The 15,949-nt window shown below is 41.1% G+C and carries 15 protein-coding genes and 1 pseudogene; 1 reads left to right on the forward strand and 15 read right to left on the reverse strand.

Going from position 1 to position 15,949, the window contains the following annotated elements; all coding sequences use genetic code 11:
- Positions 1–3: 3 nt before the first annotated feature.
- The 5 genes from selD to ACLR96_RS07655 are packed head-to-tail and all read right to left on the reverse strand — an operon-like array spanning position 4 to position 4,815.
- Positions 4–1,023 carry a selenide, water dikinase SelD gene (gene selD, locus ACLR96_RS07635; RefSeq protein WP_412265549.1) on the reverse strand — a complete coding sequence of 340 codons (1,020 nt, stop codon included), beginning with the start codon at positions 1,021–1,023 and terminating at the stop codon, positions 4–6.
- The gene (locus ACLR96_RS07640) at positions 1,023–1,262 is read right to left on the reverse strand and encodes a DUF3343 domain-containing protein (protein WP_177268719.1); all 240 of its coding nucleotides are present in this window, start codon (positions 1,260–1,262) and stop codon (positions 1,023–1,025) included. Before ACLR96_RS07640 ends, selD begins: the two co-directional genes overlap by 1 nt.
- Positions 1,259–3,550, reverse strand: coding sequence for a molybdopterin cofactor-binding domain-containing protein (locus tag ACLR96_RS07645; protein ID WP_177268717.1), 2,292 nt, complete (start codon positions 3,548–3,550; stop codon positions 1,259–1,261). Before ACLR96_RS07645 ends, ACLR96_RS07640 begins: the two co-directional genes overlap by 4 nt.
- Positions 3,543–4,022, reverse strand: coding sequence for a (2Fe-2S)-binding protein (locus ACLR96_RS07650; protein ID WP_177268715.1), 480 nt, complete (start codon positions 4,020–4,022; stop codon positions 3,543–3,545). Before ACLR96_RS07650 ends, ACLR96_RS07645 begins: the two co-directional genes overlap by 8 nt.
- Position 4,023: 1 nt before the next feature.
- A complete protein-coding gene (locus ACLR96_RS07655) occupies positions 4,024–4,815 on the reverse strand; it encodes an FAD binding domain-containing protein (protein WP_177268713.1) in 792 nt (263 codons plus the stop codon).
- 159 nt (positions 4,816–4,974) lie between these two features.
- Here ACLR96_RS07655 and cyaB point away from each other — a divergent pair, with 159 nt between their 5' ends.
- Entirely contained in the window at positions 4,975–5,574 is a 600-nt protein-coding gene (gene cyaB, locus ACLR96_RS07660; RefSeq protein ID WP_177268711.1) for a class IV adenylate cyclase, read from the forward strand.
- A gap of 157 nt (positions 5,575–5,731) precedes the next feature.
- On the opposite strand, the gene ACLR96_RS07665 is transcribed toward cyaB, so the two are convergent.
- The 10 genes and pseudogenes from ACLR96_RS07665 to ACLR96_RS07710 all read right to left on the reverse strand — a co-directional run.
- On the reverse strand, positions 5,732–6,370 hold the full coding sequence (locus ACLR96_RS07665) for an HAD-IB family phosphatase (protein WP_177268709.1): 639 nt from the start codon (positions 6,368–6,370) through the stop codon (positions 5,732–5,734).
- 83 nt (positions 6,371–6,453) lie between these two features.
- Complete coding sequence (locus tag ACLR96_RS07670) at positions 6,454–7,770, reverse strand: RuBisCO large subunit C-terminal-like domain-containing protein (protein ID WP_177268707.1); 1,317 nt, start codon at positions 7,768–7,770, stop codon at positions 6,454–6,456.
- 11 nt (positions 7,771–7,781) lie between these two features.
- Positions 7,782–9,224 carry an aminotransferase class III-fold pyridoxal phosphate-dependent enzyme gene (locus tag ACLR96_RS07675; protein ID WP_177268705.1) on the reverse strand — a complete coding sequence of 481 codons (1,443 nt, stop codon included), beginning with the start codon at positions 9,222–9,224 and terminating at the stop codon, positions 7,782–7,784.
- Between the two features lie 2 nt (positions 9,225–9,226).
- Entirely contained in the window at positions 9,227–10,771 is a 1,545-nt protein-coding gene (locus ACLR96_RS07680) for a xylulokinase (RefSeq protein WP_177268703.1), read from the reverse strand.
- Between the two features lie 67 nt (positions 10,772–10,838).
- The gene (locus tag ACLR96_RS07685) at positions 10,839–11,381 is read right to left on the reverse strand and encodes a TetR/AcrR family transcriptional regulator (RefSeq protein ID WP_177268701.1); all 543 of its coding nucleotides are present in this window, start codon (positions 11,379–11,381) and stop codon (positions 10,839–10,841) included.
- Between the two features lie 309 nt (positions 11,382–11,690).
- On the reverse strand, positions 11,691–12,803 hold the full coding sequence (locus ACLR96_RS07690; protein WP_177268699.1) for a DNA alkylation repair protein: 1,113 nt from the start codon (positions 12,801–12,803) through the stop codon (positions 11,691–11,693).
- 31 nt (positions 12,804–12,834) lie between these two features.
- Entirely contained in the window at positions 12,835–13,398 is a 564-nt protein-coding gene (locus ACLR96_RS07695) for a sugar O-acetyltransferase (protein ID WP_177268697.1), read from the reverse strand.
- Positions 13,399–13,682: 284 nt separating this feature from the next.
- Entirely contained in the window at positions 13,683–14,495 is an 813-nt protein-coding gene (locus ACLR96_RS07700) for a TPM domain-containing protein (RefSeq protein ID WP_177268695.1), read from the reverse strand.
- A gap of 12 nt (positions 14,496–14,507) precedes the next feature.
- Positions 14,508–15,560, reverse strand: a complete 1,053-nt coding sequence (locus tag ACLR96_RS07705) for a hypothetical protein (protein WP_177268693.1) — start codon at positions 15,558–15,560, stop codon at positions 14,508–14,510.
- 13 nt (positions 15,561–15,573) lie between these two features.
- A pseudogene (locus ACLR96_RS07710) lies at positions 15,574–15,949 on the reverse strand (SPFH domain-containing protein); the annotation flags it as partial.

The following is a 15,949-nucleotide window of genomic DNA, read 5'->3' on the forward strand; positions in this document are numbered from 1 at the left end:
TTGTCATTTGACTATAATGCTTTTGTCCTGTCTTTTTTCCACATAACCTACTATTTCGGCAGGAATATTCTTTTCTTTCATTTTTTCTACTATCTCATCTGCTTCAGATATACATACGCTGACCAGAAGGCCTCCTGAAGTCTGCGGATCAAACAGAATTTCTTCCATAAAAAAATCATTATTTTCGAAACTCACCTGATTACCTACATAATTCCTGTTTTTCTGAGCAGCCGCCGTAATATAAAATTCCTCTGCATATCTGCGACATTCCTGAAAATACGGTATGCTCCGGCTTTCCACAACGGCGCTGTGCCGCTTGTCCAGCATCTCACACAAATGACCTAAAAATCCGAATCCCGTTACATCCGTACACCCATGAACCTCATAGTCTTTCAGTATATCAGCAGCGTATTTATTGAGAAACTTCATGGAATCTATAGCTTTCTTAACTGCATCCTGTGATGCCTGCCTGATTCTGTCTGCAGTCATAATAATACCGACACCCAGCTTTTTAGTAAGTATCAGCGCATCTCCGCTACGGCATCCGTTGTTCCTGTATATTTTTTCCGGATCAACAATACCAGTCACACTTAACCCATACTTTATATCTTCATCATTTATGGAATGTCCTCCTGCCATAACACCGCCTGCTTCTCTCACCTTATCACTGCCGCCCTGCAATATTTTCCCAAGGATATTCATATCCATCGTCTCCGGAAAACATACAATATTTAATGCAGTTTTGACTTCGCCGCCCATGGCATAAACATCACTCATAGCATTTGCAGCGGCAATAGCTCCGAAAAGGTACGGATCCTCTACCATCGGAGGAAAAAAATCAAGTGTAGAGATCAAAGCCTGTCTGTTATTTATTCTGTAAACCGCTCCATCATCACTGCTTCCGAATCCCACTAAAAGATCAGGATCATCACCTGAAGGAAGCTTCTCGAGAATTTTTCCCAAAACTCCCGCTCCAAGTTTAGCAGTACAGCCGCCTCCCTTGCAGAAAATAATATCACTCACTAAACAGACACCTCCATTATTTCTTCATATTCTATACCTCTGTTTTCCATATAAGTTATCCAGAAAACTCTGTCTCTCTTTTCAGATGCCCACACAAGGCCGCAGCCTGCGTCTACAGATTTGGGAAGAGGTATTATTCTCCCGTGCACACCATCTTCTTTGCATATACGCTCCATATAAAGGGCCCTCGTGGTCTCCGAAAATGTTATTATCATATATTCACTGGTATTTACTCTCATATATGCTGTCCATCCTCAAAAGCCTTTAAAATTTTCTCTGGTGTTACCGGAAGCTCTCTTATCCACGCCCCTGTTGCATTATACACAGCATGAACAATAGCCGGCGACGGAGTATTTATTACCACCTCTCCTATAGATTTGGCTCCAAACGGACCTGTAGGCTCATAACTTGCTTCAAATTCTACATTGATTCTGCCTACATCCTGACGTGTGGGAATCTTGTACTGTATCAAAGAATTCTCCCTGATACCTCCTAAACTGTCATAAGTGATATCCTCATAAAGAGCCATACCTATACCCTGCGCTATTCCCCCTTCCGTTTGAAGCCTTGCCAGATTAGGATTTATCACAGTACCGCAGTCTACAGTAGCCTCATAACCCAGAACTCTGACTTCCCCCGTTTCTTTGTCCAATTCAATCTCTACCATTCCAGTCATATATGGAGGAGGTGACACAGAAGATCTTGCAGAAGAAGTAAACTGAGTTTCATATCCGTTATTGAACATCGATGCCGTGGCAATATCTTTAAGCGAAACCCCTTCACCTTCTTCCTCGAGACAATACACATACTCTCCGTCAAATTCTGTGACATCAACATCACATTTTAGAAGTGCTGCTCCTATATTCTGGATGCTTTCTCTCAGTCTGATACATGCCTGCTCTACCGCCTTACCTGTAAGATATGTCGTAGATGAAGCATATGAGCCCGAATCATATGGTGAAGTATCTGTATCAGCGCTGAATACAACTACATTATCATAATTACATTCAAGAACCTCGGAAGCTATCTGTGCCAAAACAGTATCACTTCCCGTACCCATATCGGCCGCGCCTACATTTAAAACATAAAATCCGTCGTCATTTAATTTTATAGTAGCTCCTCCTACATCACAATTTGAAATGCTGGATCCTTGCATGGCCATTGCCACTCCTACACTGCGGATTTTGCCGTTTCCCATATCCCTTGAAGGATATTTCTCATTCCACTTTATTCTTTCAGCTGTGGATCTTAAACATCTGTCAAGAGTACATGAATTACAGGGCTCACTGTAATATGCTCTGGAAACATCGCCTTCCTGTATCAGATTCATATTACGCAGCTCTACAGGATCTATTTTAAGATGGGCTGCCAGCTCATTGACAATGCTTTCTATGGCGAAAAGCCCTTGTGTGGCGCCGTAACCTCTGTACGCTCCTGCAGCCTGAAGATTAGTATATACCACATCATAGCTAAAACGATATGCTTCCTGATAACGATGATACAAAGGAATGGATTTATGTCCCGTAAGCCCCACCGTAGTAGGACCATGCTCTCCGTATGCTCCCGTATTGGAAAGAGTATAAAGATCTATCCCTCTTATACGCCCGTCTTTCATGGCTCCTATGCGTACATACATCTCCATCTCATGTCGGGGGCTTCCCGATATCTGACTCTCCTGCCTGTCAAACTCTATGTAGGCAGACTTTCCTGTCTTCCATGTAACGAATGCTGGAAATATCTCTGTTACACAAGTTTGTTTAGCTCCGAAACCTCCGCCTATCCTCGGTTTGACGACACGAATTTTAGACTTGGGAATATCAAGGGCATGAGCCACTATCCTGCGTATATGAAACACGATCTGCGTAGAACTTAATATATTGAGCCTTCCATAAGTATCAAGATATGTGTAAGTCCTAAAGGTTTCCATCATCGCCTGACTGTTGGCTTTAGTATGATATGTTCGCTCCAGAACAACATCACAGCTTTGCAGTACACTTTCAATATCCCCATAGCCGTCTTCTTCACGCGCACAGAGATTTCGTCTGTTATCAGCTCCCACCGGACACATAGCTTCCCAGTCTTCCTCAGGATGAACCAGAATAGGGTTATCTTTAGCACTGCGAAAATCAAGAACCGCAGGCAATACTTTATATTTCACTTTTATCAGCTTAAGAGCTTTGTCAACAGCCTTAACATTCTCTCCCGCCACTATTGCCACCGCATCACCGTTAAACCGTACATGTCTGTCCAAAAGCAATCTGTCATGAGGGCTCGGCTCAGGGTAAGTCTGCCCTGCCATTGTAAATCTGTTCTGAGGAACATCCTCATATGTATATACAGCTTCGATTCCCGTCACTTTCATTGCTGCCGAAATATCTATATCCTCTATCACAGCATTTGCATGAGGACTGTGAAGGATTTTTACCACTAATGCATTTTTATCTATCATATCTCCTGTGTATACAGGCTTACCCGTAACAAGAGCCATGGCATCCTTTTTACGAAAGGATTTACCTATACTACGCATCAGCGTTACCTCCCTTCTTCACTTTCTTAAATTCCAAATATGATTTTATACCTCTAAGCTGCCCCTCATAGCCAGAACACCTGCATAGATTCCCGGTCAAATAGGACAGTATCTCTTCATCTGTAGGATCAGGATTTTCACGCAGCATGGCAATGGCATTCATAATAAGTCCCGGATTACAAAACCCACACTGCTCCGCACCCTGATCAGCAATGAAAGCTCCAAACTCGACAGCCTCTTTTTGAAGACCTTCAAGAGTCGTAACGCACTTACCTTCGACTCTTGCAGCAATCACTGAACACGACAATACCGGCATGTCATCTACAAAAACCGTACAGAGACCACAGCTTGAAGAATCACATCCTCTTTTGACACTTAGACATCCCATATCTCGTACCACATCTAAAAGCATACTGTCAGCTTCAATATCCGAAGAAACTTTCTTTCCGTTCAAAATAAAATCCAATTTCATATTATCGTTTCCTCCCTGCCTCAAGCATAGCTCTTTTTACGAGTACAGAGGCAATTTTCTTTCTATACTCTGCACTTCCTCTCATATTAGAGCCAAATGACATCCTGCTCGCAACATATTCTCCAAACTTTTCGGCATCCTCCTCAGATATATCTCTGCCGCAATCTAAATATTCTCCCAAGACAACTTCCGCTTTTGCAGGTCTGGCTCCTACTGCAGCATGCCATACACCTGCCCAAAAGCTTACAGCACATGTCAATACGGGAAAATCAGTCCTTGCATGGCGCTGGGCCATATATGCCATATCAAGTTTTGTTTTTTTCACTATTATCTTGACTATGATGTCTCTGTCAGGCTTTCGGGCTGAAAATTCCTTAATATTAACAATTCCGGCATTATGACAGACTACATATGTATCCATTGCCATAAACGCGGTGAGTACATCAGAGAATCCATATCTTCCGTAAAAAGAGCCTCCTACAGTGGCTGTATTCCTAAACTGAACTCCAACTATATTTTTCACAGCCTCCTTTACAGCTCCCCCAGTATACCGATCAAGCCCTCCATGCTGTTCAAGCTGACGCAATGTAGTCATACATCCGATTTCAAAGAAATCTTCCGTTTCCTCGATAGTATCAAGTCCCAAGTCCGATAGATCTATGGCAGTATTCACCTGCCTATCTCCCATTTTAAGCCAGTGCATCCCGCCTATTATAATATTCCTCTTCTTCTGGTTAAGCTCATAAGCCTCATCTATATCTGATACTTTGACATATTTTTTAATCCTCAGCAACGTTACATCCTCCGATACTTTTATTGAGACATAAATGGCAAAAACAGCTTTGCTCTTTATTTCAGTTATTTAATATTTTACAAGGTCATGTCTTGTTTGTCTATAAAATGTGTTACAATACAAAATATCACAATTAATACTTAAAAAAGGAGGCCCAAAATGCTGGAAGTCGAAATTAAAGCGAATTTGACAGAATTTGCAAAGGAAAATATACGTGATAAAGCAGAAAAGCTGGGGTTTGTTTACAGCAGTACACTGAAAGAAACCGATCTTTATTTTAACGGAAATGACAGAGATTTTCGCCACACCGATGAGGCTCTCAGACTTCGGAACTATCAGCGCACATCATCAGACGACAAAGAGTACTCCCGATCCGAAACACTTATAACATATAAGGGTCCTAAGCTTGACAATACTTCCAGCAGCCGAATTGAACATGAAACAGGCATAACCGATTTTAATACCGCCAAAAGACTTCTTTCTGCTCTCGGATATATTCCTCTGTTTACCGTGGAAAAAACACGAGATGAATTTACTGCTGTTTGCACGAAGCGGGATCAGTGTATTACACTTTGCCTCGACACTGTAACAGGACTGGGGAATTATATGGAACTGGAAATACTTGTGAACTCAGAATCTGAAAGAGAATCTGCATCAGATTGTCTTTTCAATATTCTTGATAAGCTGGGAATTCCCCAAGAAAATGTAACGAGAAAATCATATCTTGAGCTTCTGTTTATGAAAGTTAAAAACAAATAAAATATAAAGCGATAAACAAGAATATAGGAAAAGTTTTGATTTAAGGTGATTTTAAATATTTTCCATAAACATTTGCAAAGGATTGCAGAATAATTTCCGCCTATAAATTTAATAAAAAATGACCGTATAAGTATTTTAATACGGTCATTTTAATTTATCAATTTCCGAATTTCTCCTCCATTACCTTTACTACATCAAAAAAGTCTTCATAAGGAATATATGATTTTCCCTGCTTTTCAAGATATTTTGCCAATACATCTCTTGCAAATATGGTATCTACCGCCTGAGCCATATTCATATCCGTAAAACTGTCACCTATGCCAATAGCATATTCATAATCGTACAGCGCCATCACATCAGTCTTTTTAAGCAGTTCATTGCCGTCATCATACTGAGAAATCAGATGCATTTCATCATTTTCTGTTGAAAGTGTCACTGCATGCAGATCAGTCAGTTCGTCCATATACGGAGTCAGTTTACGTTCGGAAAACTGCCGTACTCCTCCTGAAATAACTACTACAGGAATCTCCATTTCTTTCATCTTATCAAGAAACTCTTTAAATCCCGGTCTGATTTTTACCTTATCTATATATTCAAGCATTTTAGGAAGCCACTCGGCAGGACGTCCATCATAAGCATACCGCACAACCTGACTTAAAGTCATCTCTCCTTTTTCCAATTTCCCATTATACTCATCAACTTCTTTTGGATCCACAAAAGGAAATATAGCTCCCACCAAAGTATCCTCTGTCGTTATGGTTCCGTCAAAATCTATGAATACGATTTTCTTATACAAACTTTTCCTCCTTTTCAAAAGAGGAAATACCGCTGTACGGTATCTCCTCATTCATGATATCCATTATATCTTTTCTTACGAAATTAACCCATTAAGTCAAAGTTTTTCTTAAGATCAGGATTCAGGAACGCCAGCATTCTGGCAAGCTCTTCGTGATCTTTAGCGTACTCTGTTACAGGAATTCCCTTCATAGCAGCATCTATTGCTTGTCTCATGGACTTAGCGCCTTCTTCACTGCCGTTTGGATGACCGTGAACACCGCCTCCTGCAGCAAGCATAATATCCGTTCCGATTTCTTTAATAATTTTCTCAACGGCCATCTGAGTAGTACCGCCGGAGCAAGCATACATCATAGGCTTAATGTTCCACCAAGGCTGTGTGAAGAACTTAAAACATCTGTAGAAGACTTTATGTGAAACAGGGAATTTTCCGAACGGATGACCGTTAATCTGGAAATCTGCTCCGGCAAGACGTGTAATCTTACCCACCAACAGCGGAGCTGCTACTCCGGTATATGTGGATGAAGCCATAGTCCCTGCATAGTTTACATGAGCCAGAATAGGAACATTGATATTAGGATCATCAGCAAGCATTTTAAGTGTGTCGTGTCCTGTAGTATACACATTTACCATCAGGCAGTTTCCGCCTGCCTCCAGCACCCGGTAAGCATTATCTTTAACTTTATCTGTATTATCGGATATATTAACAGCATAGAGACTGTGCTCGCCTGTTTCTTCATATACCTGCTTTTCCTTTGCCATGAACTTTTTAACACGCTCTTCCAACGGACAGAAAGGTCCGTCAGCAAGCATGAGTTCGTCATCCTTGATAACGTCCACGCCGCCTTTGCAGGCCTTGTAGAACAGCTCTGCCCCCTCATCGGCGGTCCATCCGATATTAGGCTTTATCATAGCGTTGAGAAGAGGTCTGTCTTTTACTCCTAAAACTTCTCTCATCCCTTCAACACCGAACTTAGGGCCTTGGAATTTTTCTATAAATGATTTAGGAAAAGCTACATCAATAAGACGTATCATCCCTGATGCCGAAATATTACCAAACAACACAGTCATGATAGCCGACATACTTGTGGAAAAGTTTTCAACAGGATATGCCACCTGAATGATATACATAGGAGGTTCATCTGACATATAGTCACATCCAATATCAGGAACCTCATAAAGAGCAACCAGCTTTGAACCGAAACGCTTAGTCTTTTCCACAGAATCAGCTCCTACTTTTATCCATGTTCCCGTAGTCTGCTCAGCTGCAATAGCCATTGCCAGCTTTTCGATGTGCGAAGTTTCAACCTTTGCCTGATACGTTGCAATAACATAATCTTCGGAAAATGCAACTTCCGGGAATGCGTATGTCAGGTTTTCCATATCTAATTTACGAATCATAATTTGCCTCCTTATTTTTCAATATTAGAGAATACGTCTTCAAATGCGGCCAATGTCTGTGCAATAGTATCATCATTATCGGCCATGCTTGTATAAATCCTGCTTCCTGCCAGTGTTATTACACCGTTTGCCGTAAGGGCTGCGCCGAATTCTTCAATATAGTGCTGACGCTCAGGAATCTTCTTGAATATATCAGGATCCTGTACGCTCAGGTACATTACTCCGGACACTTCGAAGTGAACTATGGAACCTGTGTTCCATGTAACGAACGGCAAGTCATATTTATCTATCAGCTTCTGTATTCCGTCGCAAAGCTTATCTCCGTTTTCTCCTGCCTTTCTTGCAGCATCCTGTTTGATGATCTCATCGATGGCAAAATATCCTGCAGCACAGCTCAGAGGATTAGCTGTAAGAGTTCCTCCCACATAGGCTTTTTTCTTTCCGGCTTTTACTCCTGCAGCAACACATGACATAATTTCTTCGCTTCCGCCTACACCGCCTGCCATAGGATAACCGCCTGAAACGATCTTTCCGAATACTGTAAGGTCAGGTTTTACATTAAAGAATCCTTGAGCTCCTCCGGGGCCTACACGGAATGCAGTTACCACTTCATCGAAGATCAGAAGCGTCTGGAATTCATCACAGAGTTCTCTCACTTTAGCTGCAAAATCCATAGCTACAGGACGTGTGCCGCTTTCAGGGCCGAACGGCTCTATGATAACAGCAGCGGTGCCGCCGTCTTTTTCGTTCTCTTCAAGAATCTTTCTCAGACTATTTATATCTCCCGGATAAAACTCCTTAGTATTCGCAGAAACTTCCTTAGGAATTCCGTGAGCCTCAAAGGTCTGTGTATATGGGATGTGCAAGGAGTAAACAAGCTGGTCGCTCCAGCCGTGATATGCTCCGCCGGCTTTTACGATGTTTTTCTTTCCCGTATAGGTTCTTGCAATTCTGATGGCCACCATGTCAGCCTCGGTTCCGCTTGCCAGACAGCGGTACATCTCAACCCAAGGCATACATTCGTGTATTTTCTCTGCCAGCATCTTTTCATAAGGATGGAACAGTCCTGTAACAGGTCCTGATTCCTTCACTACTTCCCATACTTTCTGGTTAACAGGTTCATAATTGCTTCCCAGAAGTGTAGGACCTCCAGCCTGCAGATAGTCCACATAACAGTTTCCGTCAATATCGTAAAGATATGCGCCTTCGGCTTTTTCCACTACGAGTGGGAACGGATAGTTGAAAGCCAGATTATGCTGAACACCGCCCGGAATTACCTTCTTAGCCTCTTCAATCATCTTCTTTGATCCCTGACACTTTTCATCGAAATATTTCATATATTTCGCCATGGCTTCAGGTTTAATGTGGTGAAGCGGTTCATTCACCAGTCTTTCCATTTTTTCATAGATTTCTTTCTCGTTTGGCCAACGAGCTACTCCATATTGAGCTTTCATTTTTACTTACCTCCATTCAATATTTCATATGCTTTTTTATTGTTTTTATGTAATTCCTTAAATACAGGCATTATCTTCGTATAAACTTCATAATTTGCAAGGTTTGGTTTATAAGTAGTATCTACCTTGATGATCTTTTTGATATCCTTGATATCATCCAACATGCCAAGGCTTACTGCCGTCAAAGCTGCCGCTCCCATTGCCCCTACCTGACGAGGACTTTCGATAGTTTCAACATCTCTTCCAAGAACATCAGCCATCACCTGGCATATATACGGTGCAATAGCACTTCCACCCGAAAATCTCACAACAGGATTTGTCTCAAATGATTTCTCCGTACATTCAAGCAGCCAGCGCATGTGCATACATACACCTTCTATAACTGACTTCATCAGATCGCTGCCTCTTGTTGTAATATCAAGATTGAAAAACATTCCTCTTGAGTTGGCATCATCAAAAGGACATCTGTTTCCGTGCATCCAAGGCGAGAAAACAACACCGTTGCTGCCTGCAGGAGTATCTTTGATATACTCTATCATTTCATCATAGTCCATACCCATCTGATCCATACGGTCTTTCACCCATTCCATACACTTCCCGGAAGTCTCTACTTCAGCGATATAGTTATATGTAGTAGGATCAACTCCTATAAGCGCTCCGATGAGGTTGCCAAGATCAAGGTGCAATTTGTCTACTGTAGTAGCCACCCATCCCGACGTGCCTGAATATATGAGAACATCTCCCACCTCTACACATCCGGCTCCTACGGAACATAGGCTGACATCGCTTCCGCCTGAGAATACAGGAGTACCTTCGGCAAGGCCCAGCTCTGCCGCAGCATGCGGAAGCATTTTGCCAACTTCATCAGTAGAAGCACATACTTCAGGCAGATGTTTCATATCGATCTTAAGCATTTTGCAGAGTTTCTCACTCCAACAATTTTTATGTACATCATATAGGAAGGTACCGCAGGCATCATCTCTGCTTGCTTTCATATTTCCGGTAGCCTTACATATAAGATATTCTTTTGCATCCAGCCATTTATATGTCTTTTCAAAAATCTCGGGCTCATTTTCTTTCACCCAGAGATATTTCCATGCAGGATCTTTGGCACTTCCTGATACTGCCCCGGTAGTCCTCATGTATTTCAGAACCTTGATTATATCCAGACCTTCCACTTTTATACCGGTGCTCATACAATCTTTAAACTGTTTATCAGCTCTGCTGTCCATACAGCTCATAGCTCTGCGCAAAGGGTTCCCTTCTTCATCCACCATAACTACAGTTTGAAACTGAGAACAAAATGAAATTCCTTTTATTTCCTCTTTTGCAGTACCACTTTTTTCAAGGAGCTTCTTCGTACCTTCGGCCATAGCGCTCCACCAATCATCCGGATCCTGCTCTACGCCTCCGTTTTCCAATACATGAAGAGCATAATGCTCTGTCTCTCCTGCTAAATACTTCACACTCTCTTCTGCGGAAATATCGAACAAACAAACTTTTAATCCTGTCGTTCCGACATCATAAGTGATCACTTTAACTGCCATATTAGTTTCCTCCCTTCGGATCATGTCAGTATCCCGTAACCCATATTGTTTTCTCTCAGTATTCCCTTCATCCCAAAATCATGTCGATCATATTTCTCATTTCTTTCTTCATCTTGTCAGCATCAAAAGCCATATCATGAAGATGATAATGATTGACTATTCCATAATAAGCACCTGTAAGAAGAATTATTTTTTCTTCCTTGCAGGATTCTTTTCCCTGGAGATTTTTGCGGATGAGCTGTTCGATCATCCTCAGCGGATTATTTTCCTCACCGCTCATCACTGCCGTATAAATAAGCTGAGTAACCAGCTGAGGATAACATGCTGTATCCATAAGGAGAGTGTCAAAAATACACATGATACCTTCTCTTCCACAGCATCCGCTTTCATCGTACGCTTCCTGCAGGTCATTCACTTCCTGTCCGCACAAGGCGGTAAGAAGATCGCTGGTACTGGCGAAATAATTGAAAACAGTGCTGCGTGAAACGCCTGCTTCCTCTGCGATATCACTGAAAGCAGTATTCTCTATACCCTGTTTTTCATACAGTTTTCTTGCTGCCTTCATGATAGTCCGCTTAGTCACGGCTCTTTTGCCGCTTTCTGCTCCCATAAAAACATCCCGCCTTTCTTCTCTCCTGCAATTTCCGAATTGAACTGTAGTCCAATTTGTACTATAGTTTAATTATCTCATTTTTTAAAAAATAGTCAATGGCATTTATGTAAAAACATAAAAAAACATAATCTGCAACAAAAAACAGGAGCGGCAAAGATTTTAAACCTTTTTGCTCCCGTATACATCATGGGTATTCTGCAGTTCCTACATTCTCCCCACAAAACTAAAACAACATCCTGTTCAAGAAATATTCCATCTCACTTTTCCGCAAAAAAGTAACGGAAAGTTTTTTATCATTTATCTGCTCTATGTTATCTCAGAACATTTTACATCAAAATCCAAAGTCCTGTATTCTGAGCCATTGACAATAAGCGAAACAGAATGTGTCCCCGGATAGTGTTTTCTCGTGCTCCGATCTGCAAACGAATGCCGTTTCATATAAAATCTTTCTTCACCTGATTTCAGAAATATCTCAGATATCCAAAATACCTTTCGGCTTCGCCTGCCGTTTGCTCTAATATAATCAACACCATATTCAAGGCGCACCTCAGAGTCTGCCTTAGAGGATATAACGAATGAAAATGACATCTCATTTCCAATATAAACATCTTTCTCACCCAATACGAATTCATGAATATCAATACATTCACAATCTCCGAAACCAAAAATCTTCAAAACATCTTTATTCCCTTTTTTAAGCAAGGTTCTACACCCATGCTTTATGATCCAGTCAGTATAACGGCTTTTGCCAAACCACTTATTTGCAATCTGAATGATCAATTCAGGATGTGTCTTTGAGATATCATTAAGATTATTAGCGACACTTTTACGTACATACAGTGATGGATCATCTTTCAGTTTTTCTAAAATATCTAAAACAGGCAGCGGATTTTTCTTAAAACTGATCAATACCTGCGCCCAAGGAAGCATCGGCCGGCATCCTTCACTGGCAAGACGGCGGACATGATCATTATCATGCTCTGCCCAAACAGACATTTGACGCATCATACGATCCTCATATGTTATAATAAACGGTCTCACCGCAAACTCCGAAGATGAAATCTTGGTATAGCGTTCCAATGCAGATATGGATAAATCCCAATAGCACTCACTCTGTCCGTAAACTTCTACAAAGTCCGGAAAATACATAAGGGCGTAATCATTGAAACCCTCAGGATACTCATTAATTACTTTGTCAATGATACTGATCGCCTGCTCATAATCAGAAGGCAGATATTTACCCAGATTCACAGTGATTTTCCTCATGCGGGCTTTCAAACCCGCTTCATCCCACGCTTCGTCCATGACATCATCTACAAAATCAACAGTCCGAAATGATGGATATACACTTTTTACACTGACAGCTAACCTGTGAATATGATTACTATTATAAAACTTGTTTTTTAAAGCTTCCGGCATAAATAATCCCTCCAGATATAAATTATCTTAATCATAAAGATTTTATTTTTTTCGCCGGCACGCCTCCAACAATGAGATTTTCCTCAATGTCTTTAGAAACTACAGCTCCTGCTGCAACAATAGCGCCGTCACCAATGGTTACACCGGGTAAAACCACTGCATTTGAACCAATCCATACATTTTTGCCTATGTGGATGGGAGCAAGGTGCATCGTTGCTCTGTTATCAGGAGAAAAATCATGGTTAATAGTTGCCAATACAACATTATGTCCTATTAAACTTCCATCTCCTATGTAAATTCCACCTTGATCCTGAAACTTACATCCTGCATTTATAAATACATTCTTTCCTATATGTATATTTTTCCCAAAATCCGTATAGAAAGGCGGAAACAAAGAAAAACCGTCATCTACCCTTTTGCCGGTCAGCTTACAAAACAGCTCTCTCAGTTCTTCTGTTTCATGATAGGAAGTATTTATTTCCATTGTAATCTTAATAGCCTCCTGTGCGGCTTCATGCATAAACTTATGTTCCTCCGAATTTCCTACAACGGTATTGCCGCCATTAACGAACTCTAAATACTGACTTAAATTCATACTTCATATTCCCTTTCCAGCTATAATTATTTTTTTCATAGCTTCATAATTTTCCGGCTTTTATGTCAATTAGCTTTTCTTCCTTTGATACTCTGCTTTCCTATTGTATCACCCTTTTCCTTCTGTCCCAATTGACAAACCCAAGATACTATATCAGATCTTATGTAAAAACCCATCAAGAAGATTATCCTCTCAATGGGTATATACCGTTTTAATCGTAGAATCTTAAAACTCGAAATCCATAATATCGGATAGCGCTCCATCAATATCCGCTCTGCCAATATTTAAAATTTTCCTGAAGATCCTCCATGCGTTGCTCCTGAGGAACTCGTATGTGTACTACTTCCCGAGGAAGATTCTCTTTCGGTTACATCAACATTTTTATATAGGAAATTATCATGCTGCCTCGTAAGACGAAGACTTCCCGAACGAATATAGTTATTTGCATCAGCTTGCCTCCTTACAGTCTTAAGAGCAGCTTTATCTGTTCCCACAATTATAAACGCTATAATAATGCCAATCACCAATCCTATTATAATATCAACAGCCAGATTTATATCTTTCTCTTCTCCAGGCAAACTGCCATTGTCATAAGGTTCTCCGGTACGGGCCTGAGTAATAAACTCATCACACAGATCAGCGTATTGATTAAAAGCAGTCAAGTAATCATTTTCCGAAAGCGCACCGGACATCTGTTCAACCATGTATTCCTGTCCCGCATCGGTAAATGCCGTTATGCCGAATCCACATGTGCTTATCGCCCAATCTCTGCTCTGAGGATTTATGACAAACAATATTCCGCTTTTGTCTTTTCCCCATCCGTATCCTGATGCATCATAATAATCATCGGCATAATCTGTTGGCGTCTTACCATCAAACGTATTTGTAGTATATATTACCACTTCACAATTCTGCCTTGCAGATATATCATTTAACTTATCATTCAGTGCAGCAAGGTCTTCGTCGGATTTTACACAATAAGCAGAATCCAAACATAATACTTTGCCGCTTCCTGCTTCAGCTGCCGTTACAGACACTGTAAAAAATCCTATAATCAAAAACACACTGACTGCAATCAACAATATTTGTTTTCTCATTTCTGCTGCCTCCTATACAAACATATAATCAATAACAGCAGCGAGCACTGTCCCGATAACCGCGAAAATTCCTGCCATCATACGGAATTTTTTCCAATAGGCCTTTTTATCCATAGGGAGATCTCCTATGAACTTCCCTGTCTGCCCATTCATCGCAAATGTATATGTATTTCCCTGCCATGTTGTATTCAGAAGCCAAACCGGATATAAAGCATACTGCGCGCTGCCATGCTGCAGATTTACAACACTGCTCTGAGGTATAACAGAACTGTATCCGCCAACAGTATCCCGGAAAATATCTTCTGTACTGGTTTTGACCCGATTATTAGCTATATCTATACTATCTTTGGCATCGATATCGTATTTGTCAGCCATATATCCTGCCAAATACGATTTTTTAAATTCAACAGCCTCACTAAAATCAAAGGGCTCTATAGATTCCATCAAATCATTCGGCATCTTCAGAGAACCGTCAACCGGAATATTATCAAATATAACATTGCCCTCTCTGTAAATATCATAATAACTGTGTTCTACATAATTATGCTTGCTGTCACTCCAGCTTCTGATCCTTTCACCTCTGTAATTCATATTTGCAGAAACGTTTGCATTGAACAGCCAAAATGGTATATAAACACCTTTTATCTCATCTATATGATTTTCATCCTTAAAAAGCGCCGGAACCAGTTTTTTACTGCTTACATGTCTCCTCAGCGCTGCCTTGGCTGCGTTTTTATCAAGTTTAAAAGGTATCACATAATCCGGCTTCAGCATTCCCGAAAGCTTCCCTTTCAAAACTACAGGATTGCCGCAGTAAGGACAGCTTGTTGATACAGTCGTATCTTCACAGACAATTTCTCCTCCACACGAATTGCAGCTGTAAACTTCCATGCTGCTTTCTTCCCCTTCATCCCATTGGCTTCCGGGCCGTACTTCCCAGTTCATACCGTCATTTTCTTCAAACTGCGAAATTTCATATTCACTGTCACAAAAAGGACATTTAATTTTCTGGCTTTTAGAATCAAATGTAAGTGATCCTCCGCAGGCAGGACATTCATACTCCATAACTATAACTCTCCTATCTTACATCATTATCATCAAATATATCTCCGCATTGAGGACAGAATTTAGGAGGCTTTTGCGGATTTTCAGGTTCCCATCCACACTTGTCACACTTATATAAAGATGCCTCCGCCGGTTTCTTTGCTCCGCATTCCGTACAGAACTTTCCTTTGTTTACTGCCCCGCATTCACATGTCCACCCAGCAGCTTTTTCAGGCCTTGGACTTCCGCATTGAGGACAGAATTTTCCTGCTGTAGTGATTCCGCATTTGCACGTCCATTCTTCTGTTTTATCGGGCTTAGGGTTCCCACATTCAGGACAGAATTTTCCTGCTGTAGTGGTTCCGCATTTACATGTCCATTCTTCCGCATCTCCTGCAGATGTCTGCGGC

This window comes from Lentihominibacter sp. (assembly GCF_046951855.1).
Classification (GTDB): Bacteria; Bacillota; Clostridia; order Peptostreptococcales; family Anaerovoracaceae; genus Lentihominibacter; species Lentihominibacter hominis.

Excerpts from the sequence above, each read along its gene's own strand:
- ACLR96_RS07640 (WP_177268719.1), bottom strand. The coding sequence starts at position 1,262 with ATGAGAGTAAATACCAGTGAATATATGATAATAACATTTTCGGAGACC.
- ACLR96_RS07645 (WP_177268717.1), bottom strand. The coding sequence starts at position 3,550 with ATGCGTAGTATAGGTAAATCCTTTCGTAAAAAGGATGCCATGGCTCTT.
- ACLR96_RS07650 (WP_177268715.1), bottom strand. The coding sequence starts at position 4,022 with ATGAAATTGGATTTTATTTTGAACGGAAAGAAAGTTTCTTCGGATATT.
- cyaB (WP_177268711.1), top strand. The coding sequence starts at position 4,975 with ATGCTGGAAGTCGAAATTAAAGCGAATTTGACAGAATTTGCAAAGGAA.
- ACLR96_RS07670 (WP_177268707.1), bottom strand. The coding sequence starts at position 7,770 with ATGATTCGTAAATTAGATATGGAAAACCTGACATACGCATTCCCGGAA.
- ACLR96_RS07675 (WP_177268705.1), bottom strand. The coding sequence starts at position 9,224 with ATGAAAGCTCAATATGGAGTAGCTCGTTGGCCAAACGAGAAAGAAATC.
- ACLR96_RS07680 (WP_177268703.1), bottom strand. The coding sequence starts at position 10,771 with ATGGCAGTTAAAGTGATCACTTATGATGTCGGAACGACAGGATTAAAA.
- ACLR96_RS07685 (WP_177268701.1), bottom strand. The coding sequence starts at position 11,381 with ATGGGAGCAGAAAGCGGCAAAAGAGCCGTGACTAAGCGGACTATCATG.
- ACLR96_RS07690 (WP_177268699.1), bottom strand. The coding sequence starts at position 12,803 with ATGCCGGAAGCTTTAAAAAACAAGTTTTATAATAGTAATCATATTCAC.
- ACLR96_RS07695 (WP_177268697.1), bottom strand. The coding sequence starts at position 13,398 with ATGAATTTAAGTCAGTATTTAGAGTTCGTTAATGGCGGCAATACCGTT.
- ACLR96_RS07700 (WP_177268695.1), bottom strand. The coding sequence starts at position 14,495 with ATGAGAAAACAAATATTGTTGATTGCAGTCAGTGTGTTTTTGATTATA.
- ACLR96_RS07705 (WP_177268693.1), bottom strand. The coding sequence starts at position 15,560 with ATGGAGTATGAATGTCCTGCCTGCGGAGGATCACTTACATTTGATTCT.